Here is a 25,287-nt window from a genome sequence, read left to right as displayed (position 1 = left end):
GGGGCACCGGGTGGAGCGACCTCCGAATCTCGCCGCGGCGATCGATGCAGCCGCCGAGGCGCTGATCGGTGTGCTCGACTCCGCCACCTCGCGGCACCACGTCACCGTCCCGCCGACGCAGTTGCGGGTGCTCGCCCTGATCAGCGCGCGGCCCGACACCAACGTGAACCGGCTGGCGGAGCTGCTCGACGTCGTACCCTCCTCGGCCAGCCGGCTCTGCGACCGGCTGGAGGCCACCGGGCTGCTGCGCCGGGTGGCCGACCCGCGCGACCGGCGGGAGGTCCGGCTGGTCCCCACCGCCGCGGCCCAGACCCTGCTGCGTGAGCTGAAGGAGCGGCGGCACCAGGCCGTGCAGGCGATCCTCGACCGGATGCCGGCGCGGGCGCAGAATGACCTGCTGCTGTCGTTGCTGGCCTTCGGGCAGGCTGTGGAGGCCGGTGCGGCGGCGTAGCCGGACGCCACCGCCGCGCGCACCGCCTGACCCTCTTCACCCAGGCACGGAGTCAGCGGCATTCCACTAGTGTCCTAGGATGCTCTACGCGTGGTGACGCACCACACACCGAACAGCCCGAGACGACGGAAGCGCGGCCCCCGAAGGGCGATATGTGAGCCCGATATAGTGGCAACTCGCCGGCCCGCGATCACCATGTCCAGGGCGGCATCAGGGGAGGCCCCAGCCCGGGGCCGCCGAGGCGCCGGCGTTGGCCGGCCCGTCAGCGCGCACGTCCCGCCGAGGCGCCCAGGAGGCGTCCGGTCCGTGCTGCGGAGGAGGTTCGGTGTCGCGTCGGCCGGCTCGGGCAGAGCACCCGCAGGGCACGGACGGCACCGTGGTCGGCGACCGGGTGCTGACCCTGCCGAACCTGATCAGCTTCGTCCGGCTGCTCGGCGTCCCGCTGTTCCTCTACCTGTTCCTGGTGGTGGAGGCCGACGTGGCGGCGATCGTGGTGCTGGCCATCGGCGGCACCACCGACTGGGTCGACGGGTGGATCGCCCGGCGCCTCGGCCAGGTCAGCCGCCTCGGCGAGCTGCTCGACCCGTTCGCCGACCGGCTCTACATCCTCGCGACGCTGCTCGCCTTCACCGCCCGCGAGGTGGTGCCGTGGCAGTTCACGGCCGCCCTGCTGGCCCGGGAGCTGCTGCTGGTCGGTTCGCTGGCGGTGCTGCGCCGGCACGGGTACGGCCCGCCGCCGGTGCACTACGTGGGTAAGACGGCCACCTTCCTGCTGCTCGCCGCCTTCCCGATCCTGCTGGTGGGCACCGCGTCGGAGTCGGCGGCCACCGCCGCCGGAGCGATCGGCTGGGGCCTGGCCTGGTGGGGCCTGGTGCTCTACTGGGTGGCCGGCGCCATGTACGTGGTGCAGGCGGCCCGGCTGGTCCGGTCCGTGCGGGCCCGCTCCGGGGGAGCGGCGGCATGAGCGCGCCGCCGGACTCCGTCGGGCGCACCACCCGGGCGTTCACCCCTGACTTCCTGACCGAACTGTTCCGCAATCCGCTGGATCCGGGCTACGCCGACGCGGCCGCCCGGCGCCGGGAGTCGCCGGCCCCGGCGGGGTGGCGGGGCGCCTCCGCGCGCGCGGTGAGCGTCGTGGTGATCGCGGTGGTCGGTTTCCTGTTCGCGGTGGCCTACCGGGAGACGATGGCGGAGGAGCCGAGCCGCAGCCAGGCCCGCGCCGGCCTGATCGCGCAGATCAAGCAGCGGGAGAGCGAGACCGACGAGATGACCGCCCGCGCGGACCGGCTGCGCGAGGAGGTGGGTCGGCAGCGCGACGCCGCGCTGAGCGGTTCGCAGGCGGCCCGGTTGCGCAACCTGGAGGCGGGGACCGGTCTGGGCCGGGTACGGGGCGACGGGGTGGTGGTCCGGCTGGCCGACGCGGAGCCGAAGGACGACGACGCGGTCTCCGGTGACTCGGACGCGGGTCCGCCCCGGGTGATCTACACCGACCTGCAGAAGGTGGCCAACGACCTGTGGGCCGCCGGGGCGGAGGCGGTGGCGATCAACGGTCAGCGGTTGACGGCGACGTCGACGATCCGGTCGGCGGGTGCGGCGATCCTGGTGGATTTCCGCCCGGTGACGAGCCCGTACGAGGTGACGGCGATCGGGCCGAGGTCGATGCGCGACAAGTTCGAGGAGAGCCGGGCGGCGTATCTGATGCGGCGGGTGGCGAAGGAGACCGGCCTGTCTTTCCAGGTCCGGGACGCGGACGACCTCACCCTGCCGGCGGCGCCGGAGCCGCGGCTACGCTACGCGCAGCCTTCGGTCAGTCCGAGCCCGTCGCCGTCGGGTTCGGCCGACCGTTCGTCGAGTCCCGGGCCGTCCGGTTCGGGTACGTCCCCCCGCCCCTCCGGAGGTGTCCGATGATCGCGGTGCTGGCGCTGCTCGCCGGTGTGGTTCTCGGGATCTACCTGGACCCGACGGTGCCCGCCGCGTTGCAGCCGTATCTGCCGATCGCGGTGGTGGCGGCGCTGGACGCGGTGTTCGGTGGGGTGCGGGCGAAGCTGGACCGGATCTTCGACGACAAGCAGTTCGTGGTGTCGTTCATCTCCAACGTGCTGGTGGCGGGTCTGATCGTGTACCTGGGTGACCAGCTGGGGGTGGGCGGTCAGCTCTCCACCGGTGTGGTGGTCGTGCTCGGGGTGCGAATCTTCGGTAACGTGGCGGCCATCCGTCGTCACCTGTTCCGGGCGTAGGTTTGTGGCGATGAGCGACGAGCAGCGCGACACCGGGACGGGATGGCCGCAGCCGGCGGAGCCGCGCCGGCCCTCGGGGCCGGCGGGTGAGCCGGATCCGCGGCCGGGCGCCCCAGATCCGGACGAGTTGAGCCCGTTGGTGCCGCCGGCGCAGGAGCCGCCGCGGCAGGAGCCGCCGGCGCAGGAGCCGGCGTCGCCGCCGGCGCAGGAGGCCGAGACGCAGCGGATCGAGGCCGAACCGGCGCCCGCCGAGGTGGACCCGGAACGGCCGGAGGCCGACCCGGAGCCCGTCGACCCGGAGCGGGTGGCCGTGGCCCCGGTGCCGGCGGGTCGGCGGTGGACCTCCGCGGGCGTGATGATCACGGTGTTGCTGGCGCTGCTCGGGTTCACCCTGGTGGTCCAGTTCAAGACGACGTCGACGGATCCGACGCTGGCGGCGACCCGGCAGGAGGACCTGGTCCGGATCTTCTCAGATCTGGATTCCCGGGAGAAGCGGCTCCAGCAGGACATCGAGGCGCTGGAGGAGAGCCAGCGGCAGTTGCGTTCGGGTGAGCAGGGTCGGCAGGCGGCGTTGGACGAGGCGCGGCGGCGCGCGGACGAGTTGGGGATCCTCGCAGGGACGTTGCCGGCGCGGGGTCCGGGGCTGAGTGTGGAGTTCCGGCCGGGTGCGGGCAAGCCGATCCGGGCGGACCGGATCCTGGACGCGGTGCAGGAGTTGCGGGGCGCGGGCGCGGAGGCGATGCAGATCTCCGGCAGTGGCGGGTCGCCGGTGCGGATCATCGCGTCGACGTACTTCCTGGACGGGTCGGGCGGCTCGTTGGTGGTGGACGGGCGGTCGTTGTCGGGTCCGTTCACGATCACGGTGATCGGTGATCCGAAGACGATGGAGACGGCGCTGAAGATTCCGGGCGGGGTGGCCGCATCGGTCGCGGGTGACGGCGGTACCGTGAACGTTGATGAGCGTGGGGTTGCCGAGGTTTCGGCACTGCACGCGCCGATGAAGCTGGAACACGCCCGTCCGGTCTCCTGACCGGCGCGGCCGCGTCGGATCACCTCCGGCGCACCGATGGATGAAGGACGCGTCTGGTGATTCCTGAGGATCTGCGTTACACCGCCGAGCACGAGTGGGTGGTCGGCGCCGACGGCGGCACGCTCCGCGTCGGCATCACCCACTTCGCGCAGGACGCGTTGGGTGACATCGTGTTCGTGCAGTTGCCCGACGAGGGTGCGGTGGTGGCGGCCGGTGAGCCGCTGGGTGAGATCGAGTCGACCAAGAGCGTGTCGGAGATCTACGCCCCGGTGAGCGGGACGGTGGCGGCGCGGAACGAGGCGCTGGGCGACACGCCCGAGGTGATCAACACGGACCCGTACGGTGCGGGTTGGCTGTTGGAGATCACACCGGATGATCCGTCGGCGCTGGACGGCTTGCTGACCGCCGGTGCGTACCGCGAGCTGACCGAGAGCTGAGGCTTGCCCTGCCCGGGCGCGGGGTGTTGTCCGCGCGTCCGGTTGCCCTGCATTTCGGCGCTGGCTAGGCTCGCCCAGTTGACCGAGAACCCCAATAGTTGAGCGTTGTGTAATTGCCTTCCCGGGCACGGGGAGCCAGCCGCCGGGTGTGCGACTGCCCGGCGGCCAGACCCGCCATTACCCCGACGCTGACCGAACAGATCCGTGAGGTGGTCCCATGACGCGCCCAGGCGACGAGTTCCCCCCGCTCGACGTCACTTCGACGCTCAATCTCGGTTCGTTGGACGAAGTGCTGGAGGGCCCGGACACCGATGTGGTGCCGAGCCGGATGTCCGGCTCGTTGCCGCCGGGGATGGCGCTGCTGGTGGTTCGTCGTGGCCCGAACGCGGGTGCCCGGTTCCTGCTGGACCACGACGTGACCACGAGTGGCCGGCACCCGGACAGTGACATCTTCCTCGACGACGTGACGGTGTCGCGGCGGCACGCGGAGTTCCACCGTGACGGTGGCACGTTCACGGTGCGGGATGTGGGCAGCCTCAACGGCACGTACGTGAACCGGGAGCGGGTCGAGGCGGCCACGTTGAGCAATGGTGACGAGGTGCAGATCGGTAAGTTCCGGGTGGTGTTCATCGCCGGTCCGCGCCCGGAGGAGGAGGCCGGCCGGGGGTGAACGAGCCTGCGGCCTCCTCGCCGCCCGGTGCGGCCCGTGCGCATCCGCTGATGAGCATCGGCGAGGTGCTGGGGCAGTTGCGGGCGGAGTTCCCGGACGTCACCATCTCGAAGTTGCGGTTCCTCGAGGCCGAGGGTCTGGTGGAGCCGCAGCGGACGGCGGCGGGTTACCGGAAGTACAGCTGGGACGACGTGGCCCGGCTGCGGTTCGTGTTGACCGCGCAGCGGGATCAGTATCTGCCGTTGCGGGTGATCCGTGATCAGTTGGCCGAGTGGGACGCCGGTGGTGACGGCCCGGGTCGGCAGCGGCCGACGTTGGTGGCGGTGGGTCCGGGTGGTGAGGTGCCGGGCCGTGCGGTGGAGGAGCCCGAGTCGTCGCAGGTGCGGCTCGGGCGGGCGGATCTGGTGGCGCACAGCGGGGTCGACGAGTCGACGTTGGCCGAGTTGGAGCGCCTCGGTGTGCTGGTGTCGGATCCGCCGGGCTGGTACGACGCGGACGCGTTGATCATCGCGCGGGCGGTGGCGGGTCTGGCGGCGTACGGGTTGGAGCCGCGGCACCTGCGGGCGTACCGGTCGGCGGCGGATCGTGAGGTCGGTCTGTTCGCTCAGTTGGTGGCGCCGTTGGCGCGGCAGAGTGATCCGGCGGCGCGGGCACGGGCGGCGGAGACGGCGCGGGAGTTGATGGCGTTGTCGCAGCAGTTGCACGCCGCGTTGGTGCGGGTGGGGTTGCGGTCGACGTTGGGTCGGTGAGCCGGTCGTCGAGCTGTCGTGCGGAAAGATCTGCCCCGGGAAGCGTGTCGTAGGCTTGCCGGGGTAACCCTTTTCTGGCCCGGGGCGTGGTGCTGGAGCGCATGGGACGACCGTGTCGCGGTCCGTGTACCGTGCAGGGAAGGGCGCGGTGCGGGCGTAGGTGACAACGACACGGAGGCGGCGGTGCGCGAGCTGAGCGTGGTCGGAGTTCGGGTGGAGCTGCCCAGCAACCAGCCGATCGTCCTGCTCAGGGAGGTCGAGGGGGACCGCTACCTGCCGATCTGGATCGGTGCGGTGGAGGCGACGGCGATCGCTTACGAGCAGCAGGGGGTCAAGCCGGCCCGGCCGTTGACGCATGATCTGTTGCGGGACGTGCTGGCGGCGTTGAAGGCGCCGTTGCGGGCGGTGGAGATCATCGAGTTGAAGGAGAACGTCTTCTACGCCGATCTGCTGATCGGGGACGGCGTGCGGGTGTCGGCCCGGCCGAGCGATTCGATCGCGTTGGCGTTGCGGGTGGGTGCTCCGATTCGTTGTGCCGAGCAGGTCCTCAGCGAGGCGGGGATCGTGATTCCCGACGAGCAGGAGGACGAGGTGGAGAAGTTCCGCGAGTTCCTGGAGCAGGTGCGTCCGGAGGACTTCGCCGGCTGAGGGTCGAGCCCCGGTCATCATCTTCTGCCGCGGCGTCACTGTGGGTGACGTCCCGGGTGTGTGTGGTGGCGCGTCTGTCGCTGCGCGGCGTGTCGCGACCGTTCCTCCGCGGTAACCCCTGCGCGCGGCGCTAGGGTTGCCGTGTCGAGGGGTGCACGTCCCGGAAACGACGTGTCACCGCACTGACGGGGAGGTTGTCGGGATGCACGAGCCGCGGGATCCTGAGCCAGGTGTGGAGCGGGGCGGGCCGGGTGTGGTGTCGTCGCCGGTGGGCACGGACGGTGACGGCTCGGTTGGTTACCGGGGTGTGACGGCCTGCCACGCGGTGGGGATCAGCTACCGGCAGTTGGACTACTGGGCGCGGACGGCGCTGGTGGTGCCGAGTGTGCGGGACGCGTCGGGGTCGGGGACGCAGCGGTTGTACTCGTTCCGCGACCTGGTGGTGTTGAAGGTCGTGAAGCGGTTGCTGGACGCCGGGGTGTCCCTGCAGAACATCCGCAAGGCGATCGAGGCGTTGCGGTCGCGCGGCGTGGAGGACCTGGCGGGGATCACGCTGATCTCGGACGGCACGACGGTGTACGAGTGCCGGTCGCCGGAGGAGGTGGTCGACCTGTTGCAGGGCGGCCAGGGCGTGTTCGGCATCGCGATCGGTGGCGCGTTCAAGGAGATCCAGGGGTCGTTGTCGCACCTGCCGGCGGAGCCGGCGACGCCTGGTGGCGGGGAGCCCGCGGAGCCGGCGTCGGATGCGGTGGGCGACGAGTTGGCGGCGCGTCGGGCGCGTCGTCGGGCGGGCTGAGTCGGTCTTCGTCAGGTGGCGTCGCGGCCGGTGGCGGCGCGCGGCGGTGCGCCGCTGCGCGCCTGCGGCACGGCGTATCGATTCTGATCGTCCGGTGCCCGCGGCCGGTTTCGTTGGCCGGTAAGGGCGGGCGACGGCGACTGTCCGGTGTGCACACTCGCGCCTGAAGTCGTGTTGTTGACAGTTGTGGTCTTCCCAGGAATCCTGTCCAGGGCAATCACCAAGGGCATCGGCTCGTCACTGTGAGTGATGGCCGGTGGGGTGGTGCCGAGCTGATGTGTGGGGGGCGGCGCGAGAGTCGCGTCGTGGCCTGCCAGAGGACGGGGAAACGAACCGAAGTGCACATTGACCACCATGTCGGCCTCCGCCCCGTACGGGCCGGCAGTGCTGTCGCCGACCATGCCGGTCCCTCCTGTCCGGTCACCGGAACTCCGGCGCAGCGCGCGCCGGGGGGCGTCGGGGCCGCCGTGGAGCGCGCGCAGGACATCGCCGCGGAGGCGGCGGAGTTCCTGGAGCTGTACCACGGTGAGCGGCGGCTGCCGGGGCTGGCGGCGCGGTTGGCGGAGGTCCGCGAGGAGATCGCGTTGACCGGGTCGTACCGGCACACCCGCGACGAGCTGGTGTACGGGGCGAAGGTGGCGTGGCGACAGTCGGTGCGCTGTGTGGGCCGGATCCGGTGGGCGGGCTTGAAGGTCCGCGACCGGCGGCACGTGACGTCGGTGGCGGGCATCGCGCAGGAGTTGGCGGCGCATCTGGCGGCGGGGGACAACGGCGGCCGGATCCAGTCGGTGGTCACGGTGTTCGCGCCGGACCAGCCGGGGGTGGGGCCGCGGGCGCGGATCTGGAACGACCAGTTGATCCGCTACTGCGGACACCGGCGCGACGACGGTTCGGTGCTGGGCGACCCGGCGCAGGTGGGGATGACGGAGGCGGCGCGGCGGTTGGGTTGGCGGCCGCCGCCGGTGCCGGGCCGGTTCGACCTGCTGCCGTGGGTGATCGAGACGGCGCAGGAACAGCCGACGGTGGTGGGCGTGCCGCGGGAGCTGGTCCGGGAGGTCGCGCTGTCGCATCCGGAGCATCCGTGGTTCGCGGATCTGATGTTGCGGTGGCACGCCCTGCCGGTGATCAGCAACATGCGGCTGCGCATCGGTGGGGTGGACTACAGCTGCGCCCCGTTCAACGGCCACTACCTGAGCGACGAGATCGGCACCCGCAACATGGGCGACCGCGACCGGTACGACCAGCTGCGGGCGGTGGCGGCCGGGTTGGGTTTGGACACCAGTCGCGAGGACACCCTGTGGCGCGAACACGCGGTGCTGGTGATCAACCAGGCGGTGCTGCACTCGTTCAAGCTGGCGGGGGTGCGGGTGTCGGACCCGCACACCGAGTCGGAGCTGTTCATGAAGTTCTGTGCGCAGGAGGAGCGGGCGGGGCGGCCGGTGCACGGTGACTGGTCGTGGCTCAACGGCAGTGTCGGGTGGGCGGCGTTGCACGCGGTGCACCACCGCTACTACGACACGGCGGTGCCGAACCCGAACATCTGGCCGACGGACCGGGTGTACGACCCCAGTGGCGTGGTGAAGACGACGCTGCGGGAGCGTCACGACACGGCCCGCGCGCAGGAGGACTGACGAACATGGACAACGTGGCGCTGCGCCAGAGTTGGACGCAGTTCTCGGCCGCCGGTGTGGAGGCGGCGAAGTACTTCTACGCGACGCTGTTCGTGGTGGCGCCGGAGGCGCGGTCGATGTTCCCCACGAACATGCAGTACCAGGAGGACAAGCTCCTCAAGGCGCTGGGCCACATCATCACCAACCTGGACGACCCGACGGCGTTGACGGCGTTCGCGCAGCGGTTGGGCGCGGACCACCGGCGGTTCCACGGCCAGGATCAGCGGGGCAACCCGGTGGCGCTGGGGGAGCGGCACTACATCTGGGTGGGTCAGGCGCTGCTGGCGACGTTGGAGCGGTTCCTCGGGCCGTACTGGACGCCGGCGTTGCAGGCGGAGTGGGCGGCGGCGTACGAGCTGGTGGCGAAGCTGATGCTCGCCGGGGCGGCGGAGGCGGAGCGGACGTCCCCGCCGTACTGGGAGGCGGAGGTGCTGGGCGCGGAGCGGCGCCGCTCGGACATCGCGGTGTTCACGGTCCGTCCGAACTACCTGTGCAACTACCTGCCGGGGCAGTCGCTGCCGGTGCAGGTGCCGCAGTTGCGGACCTGGCGGTACCTGTCGCCGGCGAACGCGCCGCGGGCGGACGGGACGATCGAGTTCCACGTGCGGGCCGCCGGTCGGTTCTCCACCCACCTGGTGCGCAAGCTGCGCACGGGCGACCGGCTGCTGCTGGGGCATCCCACGGGTACGGCGTTGTCGTCGTACGACCGTTCGCCGCACCTGCCGTTGCTGCTGATCGCGGGGGGCACCGGTCTGGCGCCGCTGCGGGCGGTGGTGGAGGCGTTGCAGCAGGGCAAGGGGCGGCGCACGACGCTGGTGGTGGGGGGTCGCACCCCGGACGACCTGTACGACGACAAGGCGTTGGCGCAGTTGGCGTCGATGCCCCCGGCGGCGGCGTGGCAGAACGGCGGCGCGACCTGGTTGCGGTACGTGCCGACGGTGGAGATCGGGTGGGGGTGGCAGGGGGCGATCGGCAAGGCCGCCGACACGGCGGTGCGGTTGGGACCGTGGGCCGACACGGAGGTGCTGGTCTGCGGGAGCCCGGAGATGACCCGGGACACGATCACGATTCTGGCCCGCTCGGGTGTCCAGCCCGAGCAGGTCCTGACCGAGAGTTACGATCACTCCCTCTACCCGCCCCTCGCCGAGGCTGACGACGCTGCCCCGCGCGACTTCAGCTGGACAGGTGCCCGATGAGCATCGACCACTCCGACCGCCTCGCCTTGCCCGGCATGCCCGACCAGGGAGAGCTGGCCCGCCAGTTGTCCATGTTGGAGGCGCGACGGTTCCGGGGCAGTCACTGGTTGTCGGCCGACGAGGTCGCCGTGGTGATCCGTACGGCGGACGACCGGATCGCGTTGCTGGTCAACGAGTTGGAGCGGCAGCGGCGGGAGAACCACGGGCTGCTCAGCCAGGTGGAGATGCTGCGGCACGGCACGTTGCCGAGCAACGCCCCGCAGGGGCCGGATCCGATGGCGGTGGAGCTGGCGATGCGGGCGCAGGACGAGGCGAACCGCACGATCGGTGAGGCCAGCGCCGAGGGGGCGGAGATCATCGCCGACGCGCGCCGGCAGGCCGACGAGATCCTCGCCGAGGCGCACCGGCGTGCCGGTGACCTGAGCACGTCGGGGCCGGTGGGGCCGGTCGGGCCGGCGGGTGTGCCGTCGCCGGAGGTGCAGCGCCGGTTGCAGGAGTTGGAGGAGCGGCACGCCGCGGCGCTGGCGGCGGTGGCGGCGGCGCAGCAGCAGTTGGACCGGTGGCAGGCGCACCTGTCGGCGCAGTCGGAGCAGCTGCGGGCCGACGCGGCGGCGGCCGGCGGGGCGAGCGTCCAGCTGCGCGCCGTCCTCGGCGGCTAGCTGTCGAGCAGGGACTGACCGGGTCGGTCAGCCGGTCCCGGCCATCGCCGCGAGGCGGCGGGCGAGCCGGGCGGCGGCCTCCCGCAGCTCCGGTGGCTCCAGCACCTCCGCCTCGAAACCCAGCCGGGCCACCTGCGCGGCGAGCCAGTCGAGGTGGTCCCCGCCGACGACGAGCACGCACCACCCGTCGCGGTCGTCCTCGACGCGCCCCACCTGGGGCGGCACCACCTCCCGCACCCGGTCGGGCCGGGCGTGCACCCGCACCCGGGCGAGATACCGGTACGGCGCCTCGGTGACGGACCGCTGCACGTAGGCGACCGGGTCCGGATGCTCCCTCGCCCGGAAGCGCCACGTCGTCGCCACCGGCTCGTGCATCCGGTCCAGCCGGAAGGTGCGCCAGTCGTCGCGGTCGACGTCCCGGGCCATCAGGTACCAGCGGCGGCCGGTGGTGACCATCCGCACCGGCTCGACCGTGCGCTCGCGTTCCCCGCCGTCGCGGCCGGCGTACCGGAACCGCACCCGCACGGCGTCGCGGCAGGCCCGCGCGAGCGTCACCAGCAGCTCCGCGTCGATCTCCACGCCGGGGCCGACGAGGGTCTCGGTGGCGCCGTGCACCGCCCGCACCTCGGCGCGCAGCCGGGCCGGCATCACCTGGTCGAGCTTCGCGAGCGCCCGCAGTGCCGCCTCGCCCGCCCCGGCGACCGTGCCGCCCGACGCCATCCGCAGGGAGACCGCCGTCGCGATCGCCTCCTCGTCGTCGAGGAGCAGCGGCGGCAGCCGGGTGCCCGCGCCGAGCTGGTAGCCGCCGCCGACGCCCGCCGTCGCGTGCACGGGGTAGCCGAGGGCGCGCAGTCGCTCCACGTCGCGGCGCACCGAGCGGTCGGTGACCTTCAGCTCGGTGGCGAGTTCGGCGGCGGTCCAGGACGGCCGCCGCTGCAGCATCGCCAGCAACCGCAGCACCCGCTCGGTCGTCGCCTCGACGGTCACCCGCCCATCGTCGCACGAATCACGGAACGATCCTGTCCGCTATCTGCGGGAGGCTGGAACCATGACCGACCAGAACTGGAATTCCCTGCTCCGGGACCAGCTCGCCTGGCACTGGACGACCCAGCTGCGCGATCGCCTCGACGGGCTCACCGACGACGAGTACTTCTGGGAGCCGGCAGCCGGCTGCTGGAGCGTGCGCCCGCGCGGCACCGGCGCCGCGCCGGTGCAGGCCCGGTCCGGGGCGATGACCATCGACTTCGCGATGCCGGAGCCCGACCCGCCGCCGTTCACGACGATCGCCTGGCGACTCGGGCACGTCATCGTCGGCGTGCTCGCGGTGCGCAACGCCGCGCACTTCGGTCGCGCGCCCACCGACTACCAGTCGTTCGCGTACGCCCCGACCGCGGCCGCGGCGCTGGCCCAGCTCGACACGGAGTACGCCACGTGGCTGGCCGGGGTGGAGTCCCTCGGCGAAGCCGGCCTCGCCCGCCCGTGCGGGGCGGCGGAGGGACCGTACGCCGAGCGTCCGCTGGCAGCGTTGGTGCTGCACATCAACCGCGAGCTGATCCACCATCTGGCCGAGGTGTGCCTGCTCCGCGACCTCTACCTGCACACTTACCGGCAGACCCGACGGGAGGCGAGCTGAGATGGCCCGCGACGTACAGATCACTTTCGACTGCGCCGACCCGGCCGGGTTGGCGGCGTTCTGGGCCGAGGCCCTCGGCTACCGGCTCCAGGACCCGCCCGGGGGCTTCGAGTCGTGGGAGCAGGCCCTGGAGGCGATGGGCGTGCCGCCCGAGCGGCGCAACGACGCCTCGGCGGTGGTCGACCCCGAGGGCTCCGGGCCGCGGCTGTTCTTCCAACGGGTGCCGGAGGGCAAGCAGGCCAAGAACCGCGTGCACCTCGATGTGCGCGCCGCCCCCGGACTCGAGGGCGACGCGCGGATGGCGGCCCTGGAGGCGGAGGCCGAGCGGCTCACCGCCCACGGCGCCACCCGGCTCAGGCGCGACGAGCCGGCGCCCCCGCTCGGCGCCGGTCACATCGTGATGGCCGACCCCGAGGGCAACGAGTTCTGCCTCGACTGATCAGCCGCGCGGCGGCGCCGGTGACCCGGCCCGGGCCGAGCGGTTACGCAGGGGGTGATGCGGCGGCGACGGCCTCGCCGATCGGGGTTTCCCCGTCGACGAGTTCCAGGATCCGGCCGGCGCTGCCCGGGTGGTAGAGCAGCGCGACCAGGACCCGGGCCACGTCGGTGCGGGTGACCGCGCCGCGCGGGACGCGCCGGTCGAGGTGGATGCGGCCGGTGGGCGCGTCGTCGGTGAGCCGGCCGGGTCGCAGCACCGTCCAGTCCAGGTCACGGCGGGTCAGGTCGTCCTCGGCGGCCTTCTTGGCGCGCAGGTACGCCGCCCACACCTCGTCCCTGCCGGGCGCCGGCGGGTCCTCCACGCCCATGGAGGAGACGAGCAGGTAACGGCGTACCCCGGCGGCCTGGGCGGCGTCGGCGAGCAGGACGGCAGCGGCCCGGTCGACGGTGTCCTTGCGGGCGGCGCCGCTGCCGGGGCCGGCGCCGGAGGCGAAGACCACGGCGTCGGCGCCGGTGAGGTGCCCGGCGATCTCCTCGACGCCGGCGTGTTCCAGGTCCGCCAGGACGGGGTGGGCGCCGACGGCCCGCAGCGCGGCGGCGTGGTCGGGGTTGCGGATCAGCCCGACGGCGTCGTCGCCCCGGCCGGCCAGTTCCCGTTCCAGCAGGAGGGCGATCTTGCCGTGGCCTCCGGCGATGACGACGCGCATACCTGCCAACCTAACCGCCGGCGACGAGGCTCACCGGCTTACGCTCGCCGCCCGGGGCGGCGTTGAGGCAGCATGGACGGGTGACGGAGACGATCGACGCGCTGGCCGGCCTGGTCGCCGGTGGTGGTGTCGTGGTCCTGAGCGGGGCGGGGCTGTCCACCGAGTCGGGCATCCCCGACTACCGGGGGCCCAGCGGCGCGGCCCGCCGGCACAGCCCGATGACCTATCAGACGTTCACCCGGGACCCGCTGGCGCGGCGGCGGTACTGGGCGCGCAGCCACCTGGGGTGGCGGATGATCGCCCGGGCGGCGCCGAACGACGGGCACCGGGCGGTGGCCCGGTTGCAGGACGCCGGGCTGGTCGACGGGGTGATCACCCAGAACGTCGACGGGCTGCACACTGCGGCGGGCAGCCCGCAGGTGGTGGAGCTGCACGGCCGCCTCGACGAGGTGGTGTGCCTGGACTGCGGCAACCGCACCTCGCGGGAGGAGCTGGACCGCCGGCTGCGGGAGGCGAACCCGGGCTTCGACGCGGCGGTCGGGGCGGTCAATCCCGACGGTGACGTGGAGCTCGCCGACGAGCAGGTGGCCGGATTCCGCACGGTCGACTGCACGTTCTGCGGCACCGGGATGCTGAAACCGGACGTGGTGTTCTTCGGGGAGACGGTCCCGGCGCCGCGGGTGTCGCACTGCTTCGCGATGGTGGGCGCGGCCCGGCTGCTGCTGGTGCTCGGCTCCTCGTTGACGGTGATGTCGGGGCGGCGGTTCGTGCTACGGGCGGCGAAGCTGGGCATCCCGGTGGTGATCGCCAACCAGGGCCCGACCCGGGGCGACGGGTACGCGGCGATGACCGTCGACGCGCCACTGGGGCGGCTGCTGCCCGCCCTGGCCGACCGGGTCACCGGCGCGCCCCTGTCGGGGCGGGTGCCGGCGGCCGGCCCGGCCGGCGGCGCGGTGCCGGCGGGCGCCACGCCGCTGGCGCGCTGAGCCCCGGGCGTGGCCGGCGGCGGTGCCGCCGTCGGTGGTGGTCAGCTCGGGTGAGGTCGCTGGCTCGTGCACGATGGCACCTCCCTGTGCCGATGATGCTGCCCCGGGGGTACGACATCTACCGGAAACACCGACGCTGGTAGCGTTGACCATGCCGGTACCACCCACGCGGGAGAGACCGCCCAAACGGCACTTGGGCGGCGCCGAAGGGGCATATCCTCCCCGGAACCTCTCAGGCAAAAGGACCGCGGGGGCAGGCACTGTGGAGCGCCTTCGGGTGCGACTCAGGGGGAGGCCGACCTGTCGACCTCGCCCCCGCAGGAGCGCCGCGCATGACCGTAGAGAAGTTCGCCGACCGGCACATCGGCCCCGATCCGGGTGACGAGCGCCGGATGTTGGAGGCCGTCGGCTACGGCTCGATCGACGAGCTGATGGACGCGGCGATCCCCGAGGTGATCCGCTGGCACGGCACCCTGGACCTGCCCGACCCGGCCAGCGAGCGGGAGGCGATCGCCGAGCTGCGCGCCCTGGCCGCCCGCAACACCGTCGCGGTGTCGATGATCGGCCTGGGCTACCACGGCACCCACACCCCCGCCGTGATCCGCCGCAACGTGCTGGAGGACCCGGCCTGGTACACGGCGTACACGCCGTACCAGCCGGAGATCAGCCAGGGCCGGCTGGAGGCGCTGCTGAACTTCCAGACCATGGTCACCGACCTGACCGGGCTGGCCACCGCGAACGCCTCGATGCTCGACGAGGGCACCGCCGCGGCCGAGGCGATGACCCTCGCCCGCCGCGCGTCGAAGAGCAAGAGCCCGGTGTACGTCGTCGACGCCGACACCCTGCCGCAGACCATCGCGGTGATCACCAGCCGCGCCGAGCCGCTGGGCATCGACGTGCGCGTGCTCGACGTCGAGCACGACGAGCTGCCGGGGGAGTTCTTCGGCCTGCACCTGCAGTACCCGGGCGCGTCCGGCGCGGTCCGGGACCACGCCGGCCTGGTGGCGGCGGCGCACGCGGTGGGGGCGCTGGTCACCGTCGCGGCGGACCTGCTGGCGTTGACGCTGCTGCGCCCGCCGGGTGAGATCGGCGTCGACATCGCCGCGGGCACCACCCAGCGGTTCGGGGTGCCGATGGGCTTCGGCGGGCCGCACGCCGGCTACCTGGCCGTCCGCTCGGGGCTGGAGCGGATGCTGCCCGGCCGGCTGGTCGGGGTGTCCCGCGACGCCGACGGCAACCCGGCGTACCGGCTGGCGTTGCAGACCCGCGAGCAGCACATCCGGCGGGAGAAGGCGACCAGCAACATCTGCACCGCGCAGGTGCTGCTGGCGGTGATGGCCGGCATGTACGCCGTGTACTACGGCCCGGACGGGCTGCGGGCGATCGCCCGGCGTACCCACGACATGGCGGCGCGGCTCGCGGCCGGGCTGCGCGGCGGCGGCGTCGACGTCGCGGACGTCGCGTTCTTCGACACCGTCACCGCGACCGTGCCGGGCCGGGCGGCGGAGGTGGTCGCGGCGGCCGCCGAGCGGCGGGTCAACCTGCGGCTGGTCGACGCCGACCGGGTGGGGATCTCCTGCGACGAGACCACCACCGCCGAGCACCTCGCGGCGGTGTGGGCGGCGTTCGGCGTGGACAAGGTCGACGGTGACGTCGACGCGGCGCTGCCGGAGGCCCTGGCGCGCACGTCGGACTTCCTCACCCACCCGGTGTTCCGCACCCACCACTCCGAGACGGCGATGCTGCGCTACCTGCGGCGGCTGTCGGACTTCGACTACGCCCTGGACCGGGGCATGATCCCGCTGGGCTCGTGCACGATGAAGCTGAACGCCACCACCGAGATGGAGGCGATCACCTGGCCGGAGTTCGCGCACGTGCACCCGTTCGCGCCGGATGAGCAGACCGCCGGGTACCGGGACATGATCGGCCAGCTGGAGTCGTGGCTGGCGGAGGTGACCGGCTACGACGCGGTCAGCGTGCAGCCCAACGCCGGCTCGCAGGGTGAGCTGGCGGGGCTGCTGGCCATCCGGTCCTACCACGCCTCGCGGGGCGCGGGGCACCGCGACGTGTGCCTGATCCCGTCGTCGGCGCACGGCACCAACGCGGCGAGCGCGGTGATGGCCGGCATGCGGGTGGTCGTGGTGGCCTGCGACGCGGACGGCAACGTCGACCTGGTCGACCTCGACGCGAAGATCGACAAGCACCGGGACGCCCTGGCGGCGATCATGGTGACGTACCCGTCGACGCACGGCGTGTACGAGACGGGCATCGCGTCGCTGTGCGCGAAGGTGCACGACGCGGGCGGTCAGGTGTACGTCGACGGGGCGAACCTCAACGCCCTGGTCGGGTTCGCCAAGCCCGGCAAGTTCGGGGCGGACGTGTCGCACCTGAACCTGCACAAGACGTTCTGCATCCCGCACGGCGGTGGCGGCCCCGGGGTGGGTCCGGTGGCGGTGCGGGCGCACCTGGCGCCGTTCCTGCCGGGCGACCCGCTGGGCGCGCACACCGCGGGCCGGCCGGCGATCTCGGCGGCCCGGTACGGCTCGGCGGGGATCCTGCCGATCCCGTGGGCGTATCTGCGGATGATGGGCGCCGAGGGGCTGACCCGGGCGACCGGGGTGGCGGTGCTGGCGGCGAACTACGTGGCGGCGCGGCTACGCAACCACTTCCCGGTGCTGTACGCCGGCAACAAGGGCCTGGTGGCGCACGAGTGCATCCTGGACCTGCGGCCGCTGACGAAGGCGACCGGGGTGAGCGTGGACGACGTGGCCAAGCGGCTGATCGACTACGGCTTCCACGCGCCGACGATGTCGTTCCCGGTGGCGGGGACGCTGATGGTGGAGCCGACCGAGAGCGAGGACCTGGCCGAGCTGGACCGGTTCTGCGACGCGATGATCGCCATCCGCGCGGAGATCGACAAGGTGGGCGCCGGGGAGTGGCCGGCGGGGGACAACCCGCTCGCCAACGCCCCGCACACCGCGGCGATGGTCGCCGGGGACTCGTGGCCGCACCCGTACCCGCGGTCGGTGGGGGCGTACCCGGCCGGGGTGGACCGGGCGGGCAAGTACTGGCCGCCGGTGCGGCGGATCGACGGGGCGTACGGCGACCGGAACCTGGTCTGCTCGTGCCCGTCGCCGGAGGCCTTCGAGGAGTGACCCGTACGCTGCGCCGGGGCGGACGTCGTGCCGCCCCGGCCGGTGGGTCCTGGGGAGGGCGGTCCCGGGCCGGGGGACTAGCCTGGTGCTGTTGACCTGCTCCTGTGACGGAGCGTGGTCAATCAGGCGACGAGAGCGTGGCGGGCGGGCCCGCGGTGCGGGGCGATGGTGCTGCCGTCGGGGAGCAGTTCGCCGGTGTCCTCGAAGACGATGACACCGTTGCAGAGCAGGCTCCAGCCCTGCTCACGGAAGCAGGCGATGACGCGGGCGGCTTCGCGGTCGGTCGCCTCGGCGGAGGGGCAGGTGGGTTGGTGCTGGCACATCGGGTTCTCCGGACTGTGGGGGCACTGTGTCATGGTTCACATGACCAGTGACGCACAGTACCAAGGTCGAGCGCGCGGAATCGAGCAGGCATCCGTCATGTTCCCCCGAAATCCACTGAACGGATGAGGAAGAATGGGCCGACCGGTGTGGAAACGCTCCCACGACCGCTGATCGACGTACCCGGCGCGCCGGCGTCGTGCCGCGGCGTGCTCGTCGAGCGCGCCCGGTACGAGTGGCGCCCGGCCGACGGCGGCGACCCGGCGGCGCTGGCCGAGCAGTTCCTCGCCGCGCACGGGCTCGACCTGACCGACCTGGCCCGGCCCGCCACCCACCAGCCGACCGGCGTCTGCGGCGCCGCCCTGTACGTCTCCGCCGCCGCCGGCGCCCGCATGATCGGCGCCGCCGCCGGGGCGCCCACCCCGGCGCCGGCCCTGCCGGAGCTCGCCGTGGTCGTTTACGGTCACCACCCGTCCCCGGCCGCACCGCCCGCCCCGCCGCGCGCCGCCCGCCCCGGCCCCGGCTGGTGGCTGGGCGACTGGCGGGAGAGCTGGACCCCCCGGCAGCACGCCGACGCCGTCACCGCGGTCCGCGCCGCCATCGCCCGCGGCGACGTGTACCAGGTCAACGTCGTCGGGCACGCCGCCGCCCGCTACCTCGGCGATGCGCGACCGGCGCTGTCCCGGCTCGGCGCGCTGCCCGGCGCCCGCTACGGCGGCACCCTGCACGGCGACGGCTGGGCGATCGGCTGCGCCTCCCCGGAGACCCTGGTCGAGGTGACCGACGGCCGGGTGGTCACCCGACCGATCAAGGGCACCCGCCCGGCCACCGCCGCCGGACGCCGCGAACTGCTCGCCTCGGCCAAGGAACGCGCCGAACACGTGATGATCGTCGACCTGGAACGCAACGACCTGGCCCGGGTGGCGCGCACCGGGTCGGTGCGGGTGGACGAGCTGTTCGCGGTGCGCCGCTGGTGCGACCTGTGGCAGGCCGAGTCGACCGTGTCCGCGGCGGTGGCCGACGGGCTGGGCCTGGCCGACCTGCTGCGCGCGACCTGCCCCGGCGGGTCGGTCACCGGCGCGCCGAAGCTCGCCGCCCTCGCCCGGATCGCCGCCCTGGAACCCGTCGGGCGCGGCGCCAGCATGGGGGCGCTCGGCTGGGTCGGCCCGGGCCGCCTCGACCTGGGACTGACCATCCGCACCGTGGCCGCCGACGCCGACCGGCTGCACGTCTGGGCCGGCGGGGGCATCACCTGGGACAGCGACCCGGACGCCGAGGTCGCCGAGGCGGCGGCAAAGGCCGCCCCGGTACGCGCCCTGCTCGCCACCGGCTGACGCCGGCCCCCGCGCGGCAGCAGGGCTGCCGTCACCGTCGCCGGGGCGTTGCAGGCGCTGTGGAGCTGACGACATGAGCGGTTCACCCGGACGTTCGGGTGGGGCGTTCCGGGCTGATGACGCGGGCGATTCGCGCCGACGCCTCGGCGGGGGCGTTGCGGGCGCTACAGAGCTGATGACGTGAGTGACTCACAGCGGGGGCGTCCGCGTTGTCGATCCTGATGACGCAGGCGACTCGCGCCGGCATCGCGACCCCGGTGATTCGTTGGCGTCATCAGCTCGACAGCGCCCCGAACGACTCCTCGGACCGCCCGTCGTCCCGGACCGCAGCCGCTGGCCCGTCAGGCGTGCCGGACCCGCCGGCATCGAGGTCCCCGGGTCGCGGCGTGGGTGACCCGCCGCGACGCGGCGTCCGGCAAGGTGCTGGTCCGAGTGGCGGCAGGAAAGCCCGCCGGCCGGCGAGCGCCGCTTGACGCCCACTCGGCGACGTGACAACCTCTAGGTTGTCTAGACGACCTGGAGGACCGATGGCCAAGGCGCCGCTCTACGTGCGGATCGAGCGGGAACTGCGTACCCGCCTCACCCGGGCGCGGCCCGGTGACGCCGTGCCGGCCGAGTCGGCGCTCGCCGAGGAGTTCGGGGTCGCCCGGATGACCGTCCGGGCGGCGCTCAACGCCCTGGAAGCCGACGGTCTCATCGAGCGGATCCAGGGGCGGGGCACCTTCGTGCGGCAGCGGCCCCAGCCCCGCGCGGCCGGGACCTTGATGAGCTTCCAGGAGCAGGTCCGCGCATGGGGGCGTACGCCGGCATCGCTGTTGGTGGAAGGCGAGGTGCGGGCCGCCTCCGCCGCGGAGGCCGCGGCGCTGCACCTGACCGCCGCGGCGCCGCGGGTGGTCTCGATCGTGCGGGTACGGCTCGCCGACGACGTCCCCCTGGCCGTCGAGTACGCCTGCTTCCCGCCCCACCTGAACGACCTGCTCGACCTCGACCTGGAGACGGGGTCGCTGCACCGCGCCCTGCACCAGATGGGGTCACACCCCTCGCTCGGCTCCTCCACGCTGACCGCCCAGCGGGCCGGCGCCGACGGTGAGCGCCTGCACGTCCCGGCTGACGAACCGCTGCTGGTCGAGACCCGGCTCATCGTCGACCAGCACTCGGCGCCGCTGGAATACACCGTCAGCCGCTACGTCGGCGCCCGCTACGACCTGCAGGTCACCTTCGACGTGCAGCCACCCGGGACAGGAGAGACCCGATGAACGTCGCCAAGATGATCGACCACTCGCTGCTGCGCCCCGAGCTGACCATCGACGACATCCGGCGTGGCTGCGACATCGCCGCCCGCCGCGCCGTCGCCTCGGTCTGCGTGCGCCCCTCCGACGTCGAGTTCGCCGCGGCCGCGCTCGCCGGCACCGGCGTGCTCGTCGGCACCGTGGCCGGATTCCCGCACGGCGACACCCGGACCACGACCAAGGTCGCCGAGACCCGCGATCTCGTCGACGCCGGCGCCGACGAGATCGACATGGTGCTGCACATCGGCCGGCTGCGCGACGGCGACACCGCCTACGTGCACGACGACATCGCCGCCGTGGTCGCCGCCGCGCAGGGCCGGGTCGTCAAGGTGATCCTGGAGAACACGTACCTCACCGACGAGCAGAAGGTCACCGGTTGCCGCCTCGCCGAACGGGCCGGGGCGCACTTCGTCAAGACCAGCAGCGGGTTCGCCCCCGGCGGCGCCACCGTCGCCGACATCCGACTCATGCGCGCCACGGTCTCCCCGCACGTCGAGGTCAAGGCCGCCGGCGGCGTGCGCAGCCTCGACACCCTGCTGACCCTGCACCGGGCCGGCGCGGCCCGCTTCGGCGCGACCGCCACCGAGGCCATCCTCGACGACTTCGCCGCCCGCGAACGCGGCGAGCGCCCGGTCGCCGCCGTGACGACCACCGACGGCGGCTACTGACGACCCCGGCAGCGCACCCGACCACCGCTGCCCGGCCCCGGGATGGTCCGTTCCGGTCACACCGGTGCGGCTCACCTGCTCAGGTTCCGCCAGCGGCGCACGGCCAACGGCGCGCAGGCGACGATCAGCAGCAGCGGCCAGGCGACCGCCAGGGCGACGGCGTGCTGCGCGGCGAAGGACTCGCCGCCCCAGCCGGGGTTGCCGAACAGTTCCCGGCAGGCCGCCGCGGTGGCCGACAGCGGGTTCCACCGGGCGACGGCGGCCAGCCAGCCGGGCATGGTGTCCGGGGCGACGAAGACGTTGGAGGCGAAGCCCAGCGGCCAGACCAGGATCTGCAGTACCGCCACCGACTCCGGCGCGCGCAGCAGCAGCGCCAGGTGGATGCCGAGGACGATCATCGCGGCGCGCAGCAGCAGCAGGAGCCCGACGGCGGCGAGGGCCCGGCCGGCGCCGAGGTGCCACTGCCAGCCGACCAGCGCGCCACAGCCGAGCATGACGGCCAGCGCGACGATGGCGTGCAGCAGGTCGGCGACGGCCCGCCCGGTGACCACCGCGGAGCGGGCCATCGGCAGGGAGCGGAACCGGTCGGTGACGCCGCGGGCGGCGTCGGTGGCCACCGCCGTGTAGGTGGTCTCCACCCCGAAGAGCATGGTCATGGCGAACATGCCGGGCAGCAGGAACTCCTTGTAGTCACCGCCGCCGGGCACCACCATCGCCCCGCCGAGCAGGTAGCCGAACATCAGCACCAGCAGCACGGGGAAGAGCAGGGCGACGATCACCGGGCCGGGTTGCCGCGCCCAGTGGGCCAGGGCCCGACCGGTCAGGGTGGCCGTGTCGGTGAGCGCCCAGCGGGCCCGGCGCAGCGCCAGGGTCGGCGTGCTCACGCGCTCACCTCGTCGGTGTCGGCGGTGAGGTGCAGGAACACCTCGTCGAGGGTGGGTCGGCGCACGGCCACGTCGGCGGCCTCCAGCCGCCCGTCGGCCAGGGCGCGCAGCACGGCGGCGAGGGTGCTCACCCGGTCGGTGGTGGTGACGCTGACCCGCAGTTCGTCCGGGGCGACGCGGGGTGCGGTGGCGGTGGCCGCGCCGATGACCTCGGCGGCGCGGGCCAGGTCGCCAGGGTGGTGCAGCACCACGTCGACCCGGTCGCCGCCGAGGGCGGACTTGAGCTCGTCGGGGCTGCCGGCGGCGATGATGCGGCCGTGGTCGACGACCCTGATCGTGTCGGCCAACTGGTCGGCCTCCTCCAGGTACTGGGTGGTGAGCAGGACGGTGGTGCCGGCGGCGACGAGCGCGCGGACAGCGTCGCGGACGTCGCCGCGGGCGCGCGGGTCGAGGCCGGTGGTGGGTTCGTCGAGGAACAGCACGGGCGGGTCGAGGATCAGCGCGGCGGCCAGGTCCAGCCGGCGGCGCATCCCCCCGGAGTACGCCCCGACCGGCTTGTCGCCGGCGTCGGTGAGGCCGAAGCGGGCCAGCAGTTCGTCGGCGCGGGACCGGGCCCGGGCGGGGAAGAGGTGGTGCAGCCGGCCGAAGAGCACCAGGTTCTGCCGGCCGCCGAGCACCTCGTCGACGGCGGTCTGCTGGCCGACCAGGCCGATGTGGGCGCGGACCCGGTCGGCGTGCTGGCGCACGTCGTGGCCGGCGACCCGGGCGGTGCCGGCGTCGGCGCGCAGCAGGGTGGTCAGGATCCGCACCAGGGTGGTCTTGCCGGCGCCGTTGGGCCCGAGGATCGCACAGATCGTGCCGCCGGCCACGGTCAGGTCGACCCCGGCGAGGGCGGCGGTGTCGCCGTAGCGCTTGTGCAGTCCTTCGGCCTCGATGACCGGTGCGTCGCGTCGCATGGGCACGCCCCTCTCCCCGTTACCGTGCACCGTACCGTACACCATACGGTACGTGGGTCGGTAGGGTGGCGGCATGAGCGTCGAGTACAGCGGCACCGGGGACCCCGCGCGCAGCCTCGCCCTGCTCTGGCGCACCAGCGAGAAGGCCAGCCGCCGGGGCGGCGACCTGAGCGTGGACCGGATCGTGCGCGCCGCCATCGAGGTGGCCGACACCGAGGGACTGGCCGCGCTCTCCATGCGCCGGGTCGCCGAGCGCCTGGGAGTCGGCACCATGTCGCTCTACACCCACGTGCCCGGCAAGGGCGAACTGCTCGACGTCATGCTCGACACCGTCTACGGCGAGACCGCCCGCCCCGCCGAGGTCCCCGGCGGCTGGCGCGGCCGGCTGGAGCAGATCGCCCGGGAGAACTGGGCGCTCTACCTGCGCCACCCCTGGCTGCTGCAGGTCGCCACCACCCGCCCACCCCTGGGCCCCAACGTCACCGCCAAGTACGAGTACGAACTGCGCGCGGTCGAGGACATCGGCCTGACCGACCTGGAGATGGACGCCGTGGTCACCCTCGTCGACGGGTACGTCCACGGCGCGGTGCGCGGCGCGGTGGAGGCCGCCCAGGCGACGCAGCGCACCGGCATGACCGACGAGCAGTGGTGGCGGGCGCACGCGCCGTACCTGGAGAAGGTGATGGACCCGCAGCGGTTCCCCACCGCCGCCCGGGTGGGCACCGCCGCCGGGCAGGAGTACCAGGCGGCAGGCGACCCCGTGCGGGCCTTCGAGTTCGGCCTGGCGCGCATCCTCGACGGCGTCGCCGTCCTGGTCGGCGAGCGCTGACCGGGGTGCGCCACCGCCGGCCGTGACGCACGGATAGCCTTTCCGGCATGACCGTACGCCCCATCAGGATCATCGGTGATCCCGTCCTGCGCACCGCCTGCGAGCCGGTGACCAGCTTCGACGCCGAGTTGCAGCACCTGGTCGACGACCTGATGGACACCCTGCTGGGCGCGCCCGGCCGGGCCGGCGTGGCCGCGCCGCAGATCGGGGTGAGCGCCCAGGTGTTCGTCTACGACGCCGACGGCCACCGCGGGCACATGATCAACCCGCGCATCGAGCTGTCCGACGAGACGCAGGACGACGACGAGGGCTGCCTGTCCATCCCCGGGCTGTACTTCCCGACCCGGCGGGCGATGCACGCCACCGTGCACGGCTTCGACCGGCACGGCGAACCGCTGACCATCTCCGGCAGCGGCTTCCTGGCCCGCGCCCTGCAGCACGAGACCGACCACCTGCGCGGCCGTCTCTACGTCGACACCCTGTCCGGGGACGTACGCCGCCGGGCGCTGCGGGAGATCCGCGCCGGCCGGTTCGACTCGCCCAGCCGGCACCGCTGACGACGCGGGGGCGGCCGTCGGCCGCCCCCGCACCCGATCAGCCGCAGGTCACTTCGGCGGCGGGGCCACCAGGCAGATCGCCGTGGAGCTGTTGCCGACGTCGTCCACACCGGTGATCACCGCGTCGCCGCGCAGCGTCACCTTGTAGTCGACGTCGCCGGCGCCGTCCTTGACCCGGAACTGGGCACCCGGCGCCTGCACCAACTTGATCTTGGTGCCGGCGGGGAACGGACCGAACCTCACCGTCGGGTCGGCGCTGTCACCGATGTGGACGTCCACCGCCGTGTCGACGATGTCGGTCGAGGTCAGCTGGTAGAACCCGTCCGGGTTGTACGAGCCGGGGATGTTGCCCCCGCTCGCGTTGTTCGTCGGCACACACGCCGTGGCCGGCGCGGTCGTGTCGACCACCCGCATCGTCGCGGTGTCGCTGCCGGTGTTGCCGGCCGCGTCGGTGGCCGTGCAGGTCACCGTGGTGGCGCCGAGCGGGAAGGTGCCGCCCGACGGCGGCACGCACGTCGGCGTGAGCGACCCGTCGACGTTGTCGATCGCCGAGGCCGGGTAGGCGATGACCGCCCCGGCGGGGCTGGTCGCCTCGACCGTCCGGTCGTCCACGACCACCACCGGCGCGGTGACGTCGTTGACCGTGACGCTGACCTGCTCGACGAACGCCGGCCCACCGGAGAGCCCGTTGAGCAGGAAGTCCACCGTGCAGTGCAGGGTGGCGCCCTGCGGAGCGTCCCCGGCCACCGCGATGGTCTCGGCGAACGGCACGTTCGTGCCGCTCTGCTGGGTACGCGAGGCCGCGTCGAAGGTGACGGTCAGCCCCGGGTCGCAGGACGTCACCGTCGGGGTGACGGTGACGTCGAGGTCCCGCAGCCCGCTGAGGATGGCGTCGGTGACGTTCTCGGGGGCGCTGCCGACCAGCTGGCCGCCGGTCGCGGCGACCACCGCGCTGGCCTGCCCGCTGCCGTTCAGGCCGCCAACGCC

Annotated in this window: 29 protein-coding genes and 1 riboswitch; of the genes, 22 read left to right on the top strand and 7 right to left on the bottom strand. The window is 73.3% G+C overall.

The genetic code is table 11. The features are described from left to right. The first annotated feature begins 10 nt into the window (after positions 1-10). The 10 genes from KBX37_RS23455 to KBX37_RS23410 all read left to right on the top strand — a co-directional run bounded on the left by KBX37_RS23455 (position 11) and on the right by KBX37_RS23410 (position 7,018). Positions 11-451: a MarR family transcriptional regulator gene (locus tag KBX37_RS23455; RefSeq protein ID WP_210778065.1), complete on the top strand. Its 441-nt coding sequence runs from the start codon at positions 11-13 to the stop codon at positions 449-451. 325 nt (positions 452-776) lie between these two features. Continuing rightward, the gene (locus KBX37_RS23450; RefSeq protein WP_210778064.1) at positions 777-1,415 is read left to right on the top strand and encodes a CDP-alcohol phosphatidyltransferase family protein; all 639 of its coding nucleotides are present in this window, start codon (positions 777-779) and stop codon (positions 1,413-1,415) included. Then, positions 1,412-2,359, top strand: coding sequence for a DUF881 domain-containing protein (locus tag KBX37_RS23445; RefSeq protein WP_210778063.1), 948 nt, complete (start codon positions 1,412-1,414; stop codon positions 2,357-2,359). The genes KBX37_RS23450 and KBX37_RS23445 overlap by 4 nt, the downstream gene beginning before the upstream one ends. After that, the gene (locus KBX37_RS23440; protein WP_067311500.1) at positions 2,356-2,688 is read left to right on the top strand and encodes a small basic family protein; all 333 of its coding nucleotides are present in this window, start codon (positions 2,356-2,358) and stop codon (positions 2,686-2,688) included. Before KBX37_RS23445 ends, KBX37_RS23440 begins: the two co-directional genes overlap by 4 nt. Before the next feature lie 10 nt (positions 2,689-2,698). Beyond that, on the top strand, positions 2,699-3,718 hold the full coding sequence (locus KBX37_RS23435) for a DUF881 domain-containing protein (protein WP_210778062.1): 1,020 nt from the start codon (positions 2,699-2,701) through the stop codon (positions 3,716-3,718). 56 nt (positions 3,719-3,774) lie between these two features. Further along, complete coding sequence (gcvH, locus tag KBX37_RS23430) at positions 3,775-4,155, top strand: glycine cleavage system protein GcvH (protein ID WP_088962137.1); 381 nt, start codon at positions 3,775-3,777, stop codon at positions 4,153-4,155. 217 nt (positions 4,156-4,372) lie between these two features. After that, positions 4,373-4,825, top strand: coding sequence for an FHA domain-containing protein (locus KBX37_RS23425; RefSeq protein WP_088962138.1), 453 nt, complete (start codon positions 4,373-4,375; stop codon positions 4,823-4,825). Between the two features lie 50 nt (positions 4,826-4,875). Then, on the top strand, positions 4,876-5,574 hold the full coding sequence (locus KBX37_RS23420) for a MerR family transcriptional regulator (RefSeq protein ID WP_210778076.1): 699 nt from the start codon (positions 4,876-4,878) through the stop codon (positions 5,572-5,574). Positions 5,575-5,757: 183 nt separating this feature from the next. Then, a complete protein-coding gene (locus KBX37_RS23415; RefSeq protein WP_210778061.1) occupies positions 5,758-6,222 on the top strand; it encodes a bifunctional nuclease family protein in 465 nt (154 codons plus the stop codon). A gap of 202 nt (positions 6,223-6,424) precedes the next feature. Beyond that, on the top strand, positions 6,425-7,018 hold the full coding sequence (locus tag KBX37_RS23410; RefSeq protein WP_247658743.1) for a MerR family transcriptional regulator: 594 nt from the start codon (positions 6,425-6,427) through the stop codon (positions 7,016-7,018). 11 nt (positions 7,019-7,029) lie between these two features. On the opposite strand, the gene KBX37_RS23405 is transcribed toward KBX37_RS23410, so the two are convergent. After that, positions 7,030-7,419, bottom strand: a complete 390-nt coding sequence (locus tag KBX37_RS23405; protein ID WP_210778060.1) for a hypothetical protein — start codon at positions 7,417-7,419, stop codon at positions 7,030-7,032. 66 nt (positions 7,420-7,485) lie between these two features. Between KBX37_RS23405 and KBX37_RS23400 the strand changes: the two genes are divergently transcribed. Genes KBX37_RS23400 through KBX37_RS23390 form a run of 3 tightly spaced genes read left to right on the top strand, consistent with a single transcriptional unit; the run spans position 7,486 to position 10,543 of the window. Beyond that, complete coding sequence (locus tag KBX37_RS23400; RefSeq protein ID WP_210778059.1) at positions 7,486-8,649, top strand: nitric oxide synthase oxygenase; 1,164 nt, start codon at positions 7,486-7,488, stop codon at positions 8,647-8,649. 5 nt (positions 8,650-8,654) lie between these two features. Further along, on the top strand, positions 8,655-9,884 hold the full coding sequence (locus KBX37_RS23395) for a globin domain-containing protein (protein WP_210778058.1): 1,230 nt from the start codon (positions 8,655-8,657) through the stop codon (positions 9,882-9,884). Continuing rightward, a complete protein-coding gene (locus KBX37_RS23390; RefSeq protein ID WP_210778057.1) occupies positions 9,881-10,543 on the top strand; it encodes a DivIVA domain-containing protein in 663 nt (220 codons plus the stop codon). The genes KBX37_RS23395 and KBX37_RS23390 overlap by 4 nt, the downstream gene beginning before the upstream one ends. Positions 10,544-10,570: 27 nt before the next feature. Here the strand turns inward: KBX37_RS23390 and KBX37_RS23385 are convergent, their stop codons facing one another. Further along, positions 10,571-11,530: a YafY family protein gene (locus KBX37_RS23385; protein WP_210778056.1), complete on the bottom strand. Its 960-nt coding sequence runs from the start codon at positions 11,528-11,530 to the stop codon at positions 10,571-10,573. A gap of 61 nt (positions 11,531-11,591) precedes the next feature. On the opposite strand from KBX37_RS23385, the gene KBX37_RS23380 reads away from it, so the two are divergent. Continuing rightward, positions 11,592-12,176 carry a DinB family protein gene (locus tag KBX37_RS23380; protein WP_210778055.1) on the top strand — a complete coding sequence of 195 codons (585 nt, stop codon included), beginning with the start codon at positions 11,592-11,594 and terminating at the stop codon, positions 12,174-12,176. A 1-nt stretch (position 12,177) separates the two neighbouring features. After that, positions 12,178-12,615 carry a VOC family protein gene (locus KBX37_RS23375; RefSeq protein ID WP_210778054.1) on the top strand — a complete coding sequence of 146 codons (438 nt, stop codon included), beginning with the start codon at positions 12,178-12,180 and terminating at the stop codon, positions 12,613-12,615. 43 nt (positions 12,616-12,658) lie between these two features. On the opposite strand, the gene KBX37_RS23370 is transcribed toward KBX37_RS23375, so the two are convergent. Continuing rightward, a complete protein-coding gene (locus KBX37_RS23370; RefSeq protein WP_210778053.1) occupies positions 12,659-13,321 on the bottom strand; it encodes an SDR family oxidoreductase in 663 nt (220 codons plus the stop codon). 80 nt (positions 13,322-13,401) lie between these two features. Here KBX37_RS23370 and KBX37_RS23365 point away from each other — a divergent pair, with 80 nt between their 5' ends. Both KBX37_RS23365 and gcvP read left to right on the top strand, forming a co-directional pair. After that, positions 13,402-14,307, top strand: coding sequence for an NAD-dependent protein deacetylase (locus KBX37_RS23365; protein WP_210778052.1), 906 nt, complete (start codon positions 13,402-13,404; stop codon positions 14,305-14,307). A gap of 159 nt (positions 14,308-14,466) precedes the next feature. Next, positions 14,467-14,565: riboswitch (glycine riboswitch) on the top strand. 74 nt (positions 14,566-14,639) lie between these two features. Beyond that, a complete protein-coding gene (gcvP, locus tag KBX37_RS23360; RefSeq protein WP_210778051.1) occupies positions 14,640-17,462 on the top strand; it encodes an aminomethyl-transferring glycine dehydrogenase in 2,823 nt (940 codons plus the stop codon). Between the two features lie 122 nt (positions 17,463-17,584). Here the strand turns inward: gcvP and KBX37_RS23355 are convergent, their stop codons facing one another. Next, on the bottom strand, positions 17,585-17,785 hold the full coding sequence (locus tag KBX37_RS23355) for a DUF5999 family protein (protein WP_088962150.1): 201 nt from the start codon (positions 17,783-17,785) through the stop codon (positions 17,585-17,587). Positions 17,786-17,908: 123 nt separating this feature from the next. On the opposite strand from KBX37_RS23355, the gene KBX37_RS23350 reads away from it, so the two are divergent. From KBX37_RS23350 to deoC, 3 genes are all read left to right on the top strand, one after another. Beyond that, complete coding sequence (locus KBX37_RS23350) at positions 17,909-19,117, top strand: chorismate-binding protein (RefSeq protein ID WP_210778050.1); 1,209 nt, start codon at positions 17,909-17,911, stop codon at positions 19,115-19,117. Between the two features lie 527 nt (positions 19,118-19,644). Beyond that, positions 19,645-20,373 carry a GntR family transcriptional regulator gene (locus tag KBX37_RS23345; RefSeq protein WP_210778049.1) on the top strand — a complete coding sequence of 243 codons (729 nt, stop codon included), beginning with the start codon at positions 19,645-19,647 and terminating at the stop codon, positions 20,371-20,373. Then, a complete protein-coding gene (deoC, locus tag KBX37_RS23340) occupies positions 20,370-21,074 on the top strand; it encodes a deoxyribose-phosphate aldolase (protein WP_210778048.1) in 705 nt (234 codons plus the stop codon). The genes KBX37_RS23345 and deoC overlap by 4 nt, the downstream gene beginning before the upstream one ends. Before the next feature lie 71 nt (positions 21,075-21,145). On the opposite strand, the gene KBX37_RS23335 is transcribed toward deoC, so the two are convergent. Both KBX37_RS23335 and KBX37_RS23330 read right to left on the bottom strand, forming a co-directional pair. Beyond that, a complete protein-coding gene (locus tag KBX37_RS23335) occupies positions 21,146-21,958 on the bottom strand; it encodes an ABC transporter permease (RefSeq protein ID WP_307849172.1) in 813 nt (270 codons plus the stop codon). Further along, positions 21,955-22,914 carry an ATP-binding cassette domain-containing protein gene (locus KBX37_RS23330; protein WP_210778073.1) on the bottom strand — a complete coding sequence of 320 codons (960 nt, stop codon included), beginning with the start codon at positions 22,912-22,914 and terminating at the stop codon, positions 21,955-21,957. Before KBX37_RS23330 ends, KBX37_RS23335 begins: the two co-directional genes overlap by 4 nt. Positions 22,915-22,987: 73 nt before the next feature. Between KBX37_RS23330 and KBX37_RS23325 the strand changes: the two genes are divergently transcribed. Next, positions 22,988-23,743 (top strand): TetR/AcrR family transcriptional regulator, encoded by a 756-nt coding sequence (locus tag KBX37_RS23325; RefSeq protein WP_210778047.1) that lies wholly within the window; start codon positions 22,988-22,990, stop codon positions 23,741-23,743. A 47-nt stretch (positions 23,744-23,790) separates the two neighbouring features. Continuing rightward, positions 23,791-24,300, top strand: a complete 510-nt coding sequence (gene def / locus KBX37_RS23320; protein WP_088962153.1) for a peptide deformylase — start codon at positions 23,791-23,793, stop codon at positions 24,298-24,300. Positions 24,301-24,348: 48 nt separating this feature from the next. Here the strand turns inward: def and KBX37_RS23315 are convergent. After that, on the bottom strand, positions 24,349-25,287 hold a 939-nt coding region (locus KBX37_RS23315), incomplete at its 5' end, for an HYR domain-containing protein (protein ID WP_210778046.1).

It is taken from the genome of Micromonospora sp. U56, from assembly GCF_018070095.1.
GTDB lineage: Bacteria > Actinomycetota > Actinomycetes > Mycobacteriales > Micromonosporaceae > Micromonospora > Micromonospora purpureochromogenes.
Note: the sequence above shows the minus strand (reverse complement) of the source record. Positions and strands in the feature narration are given on the sequence as shown.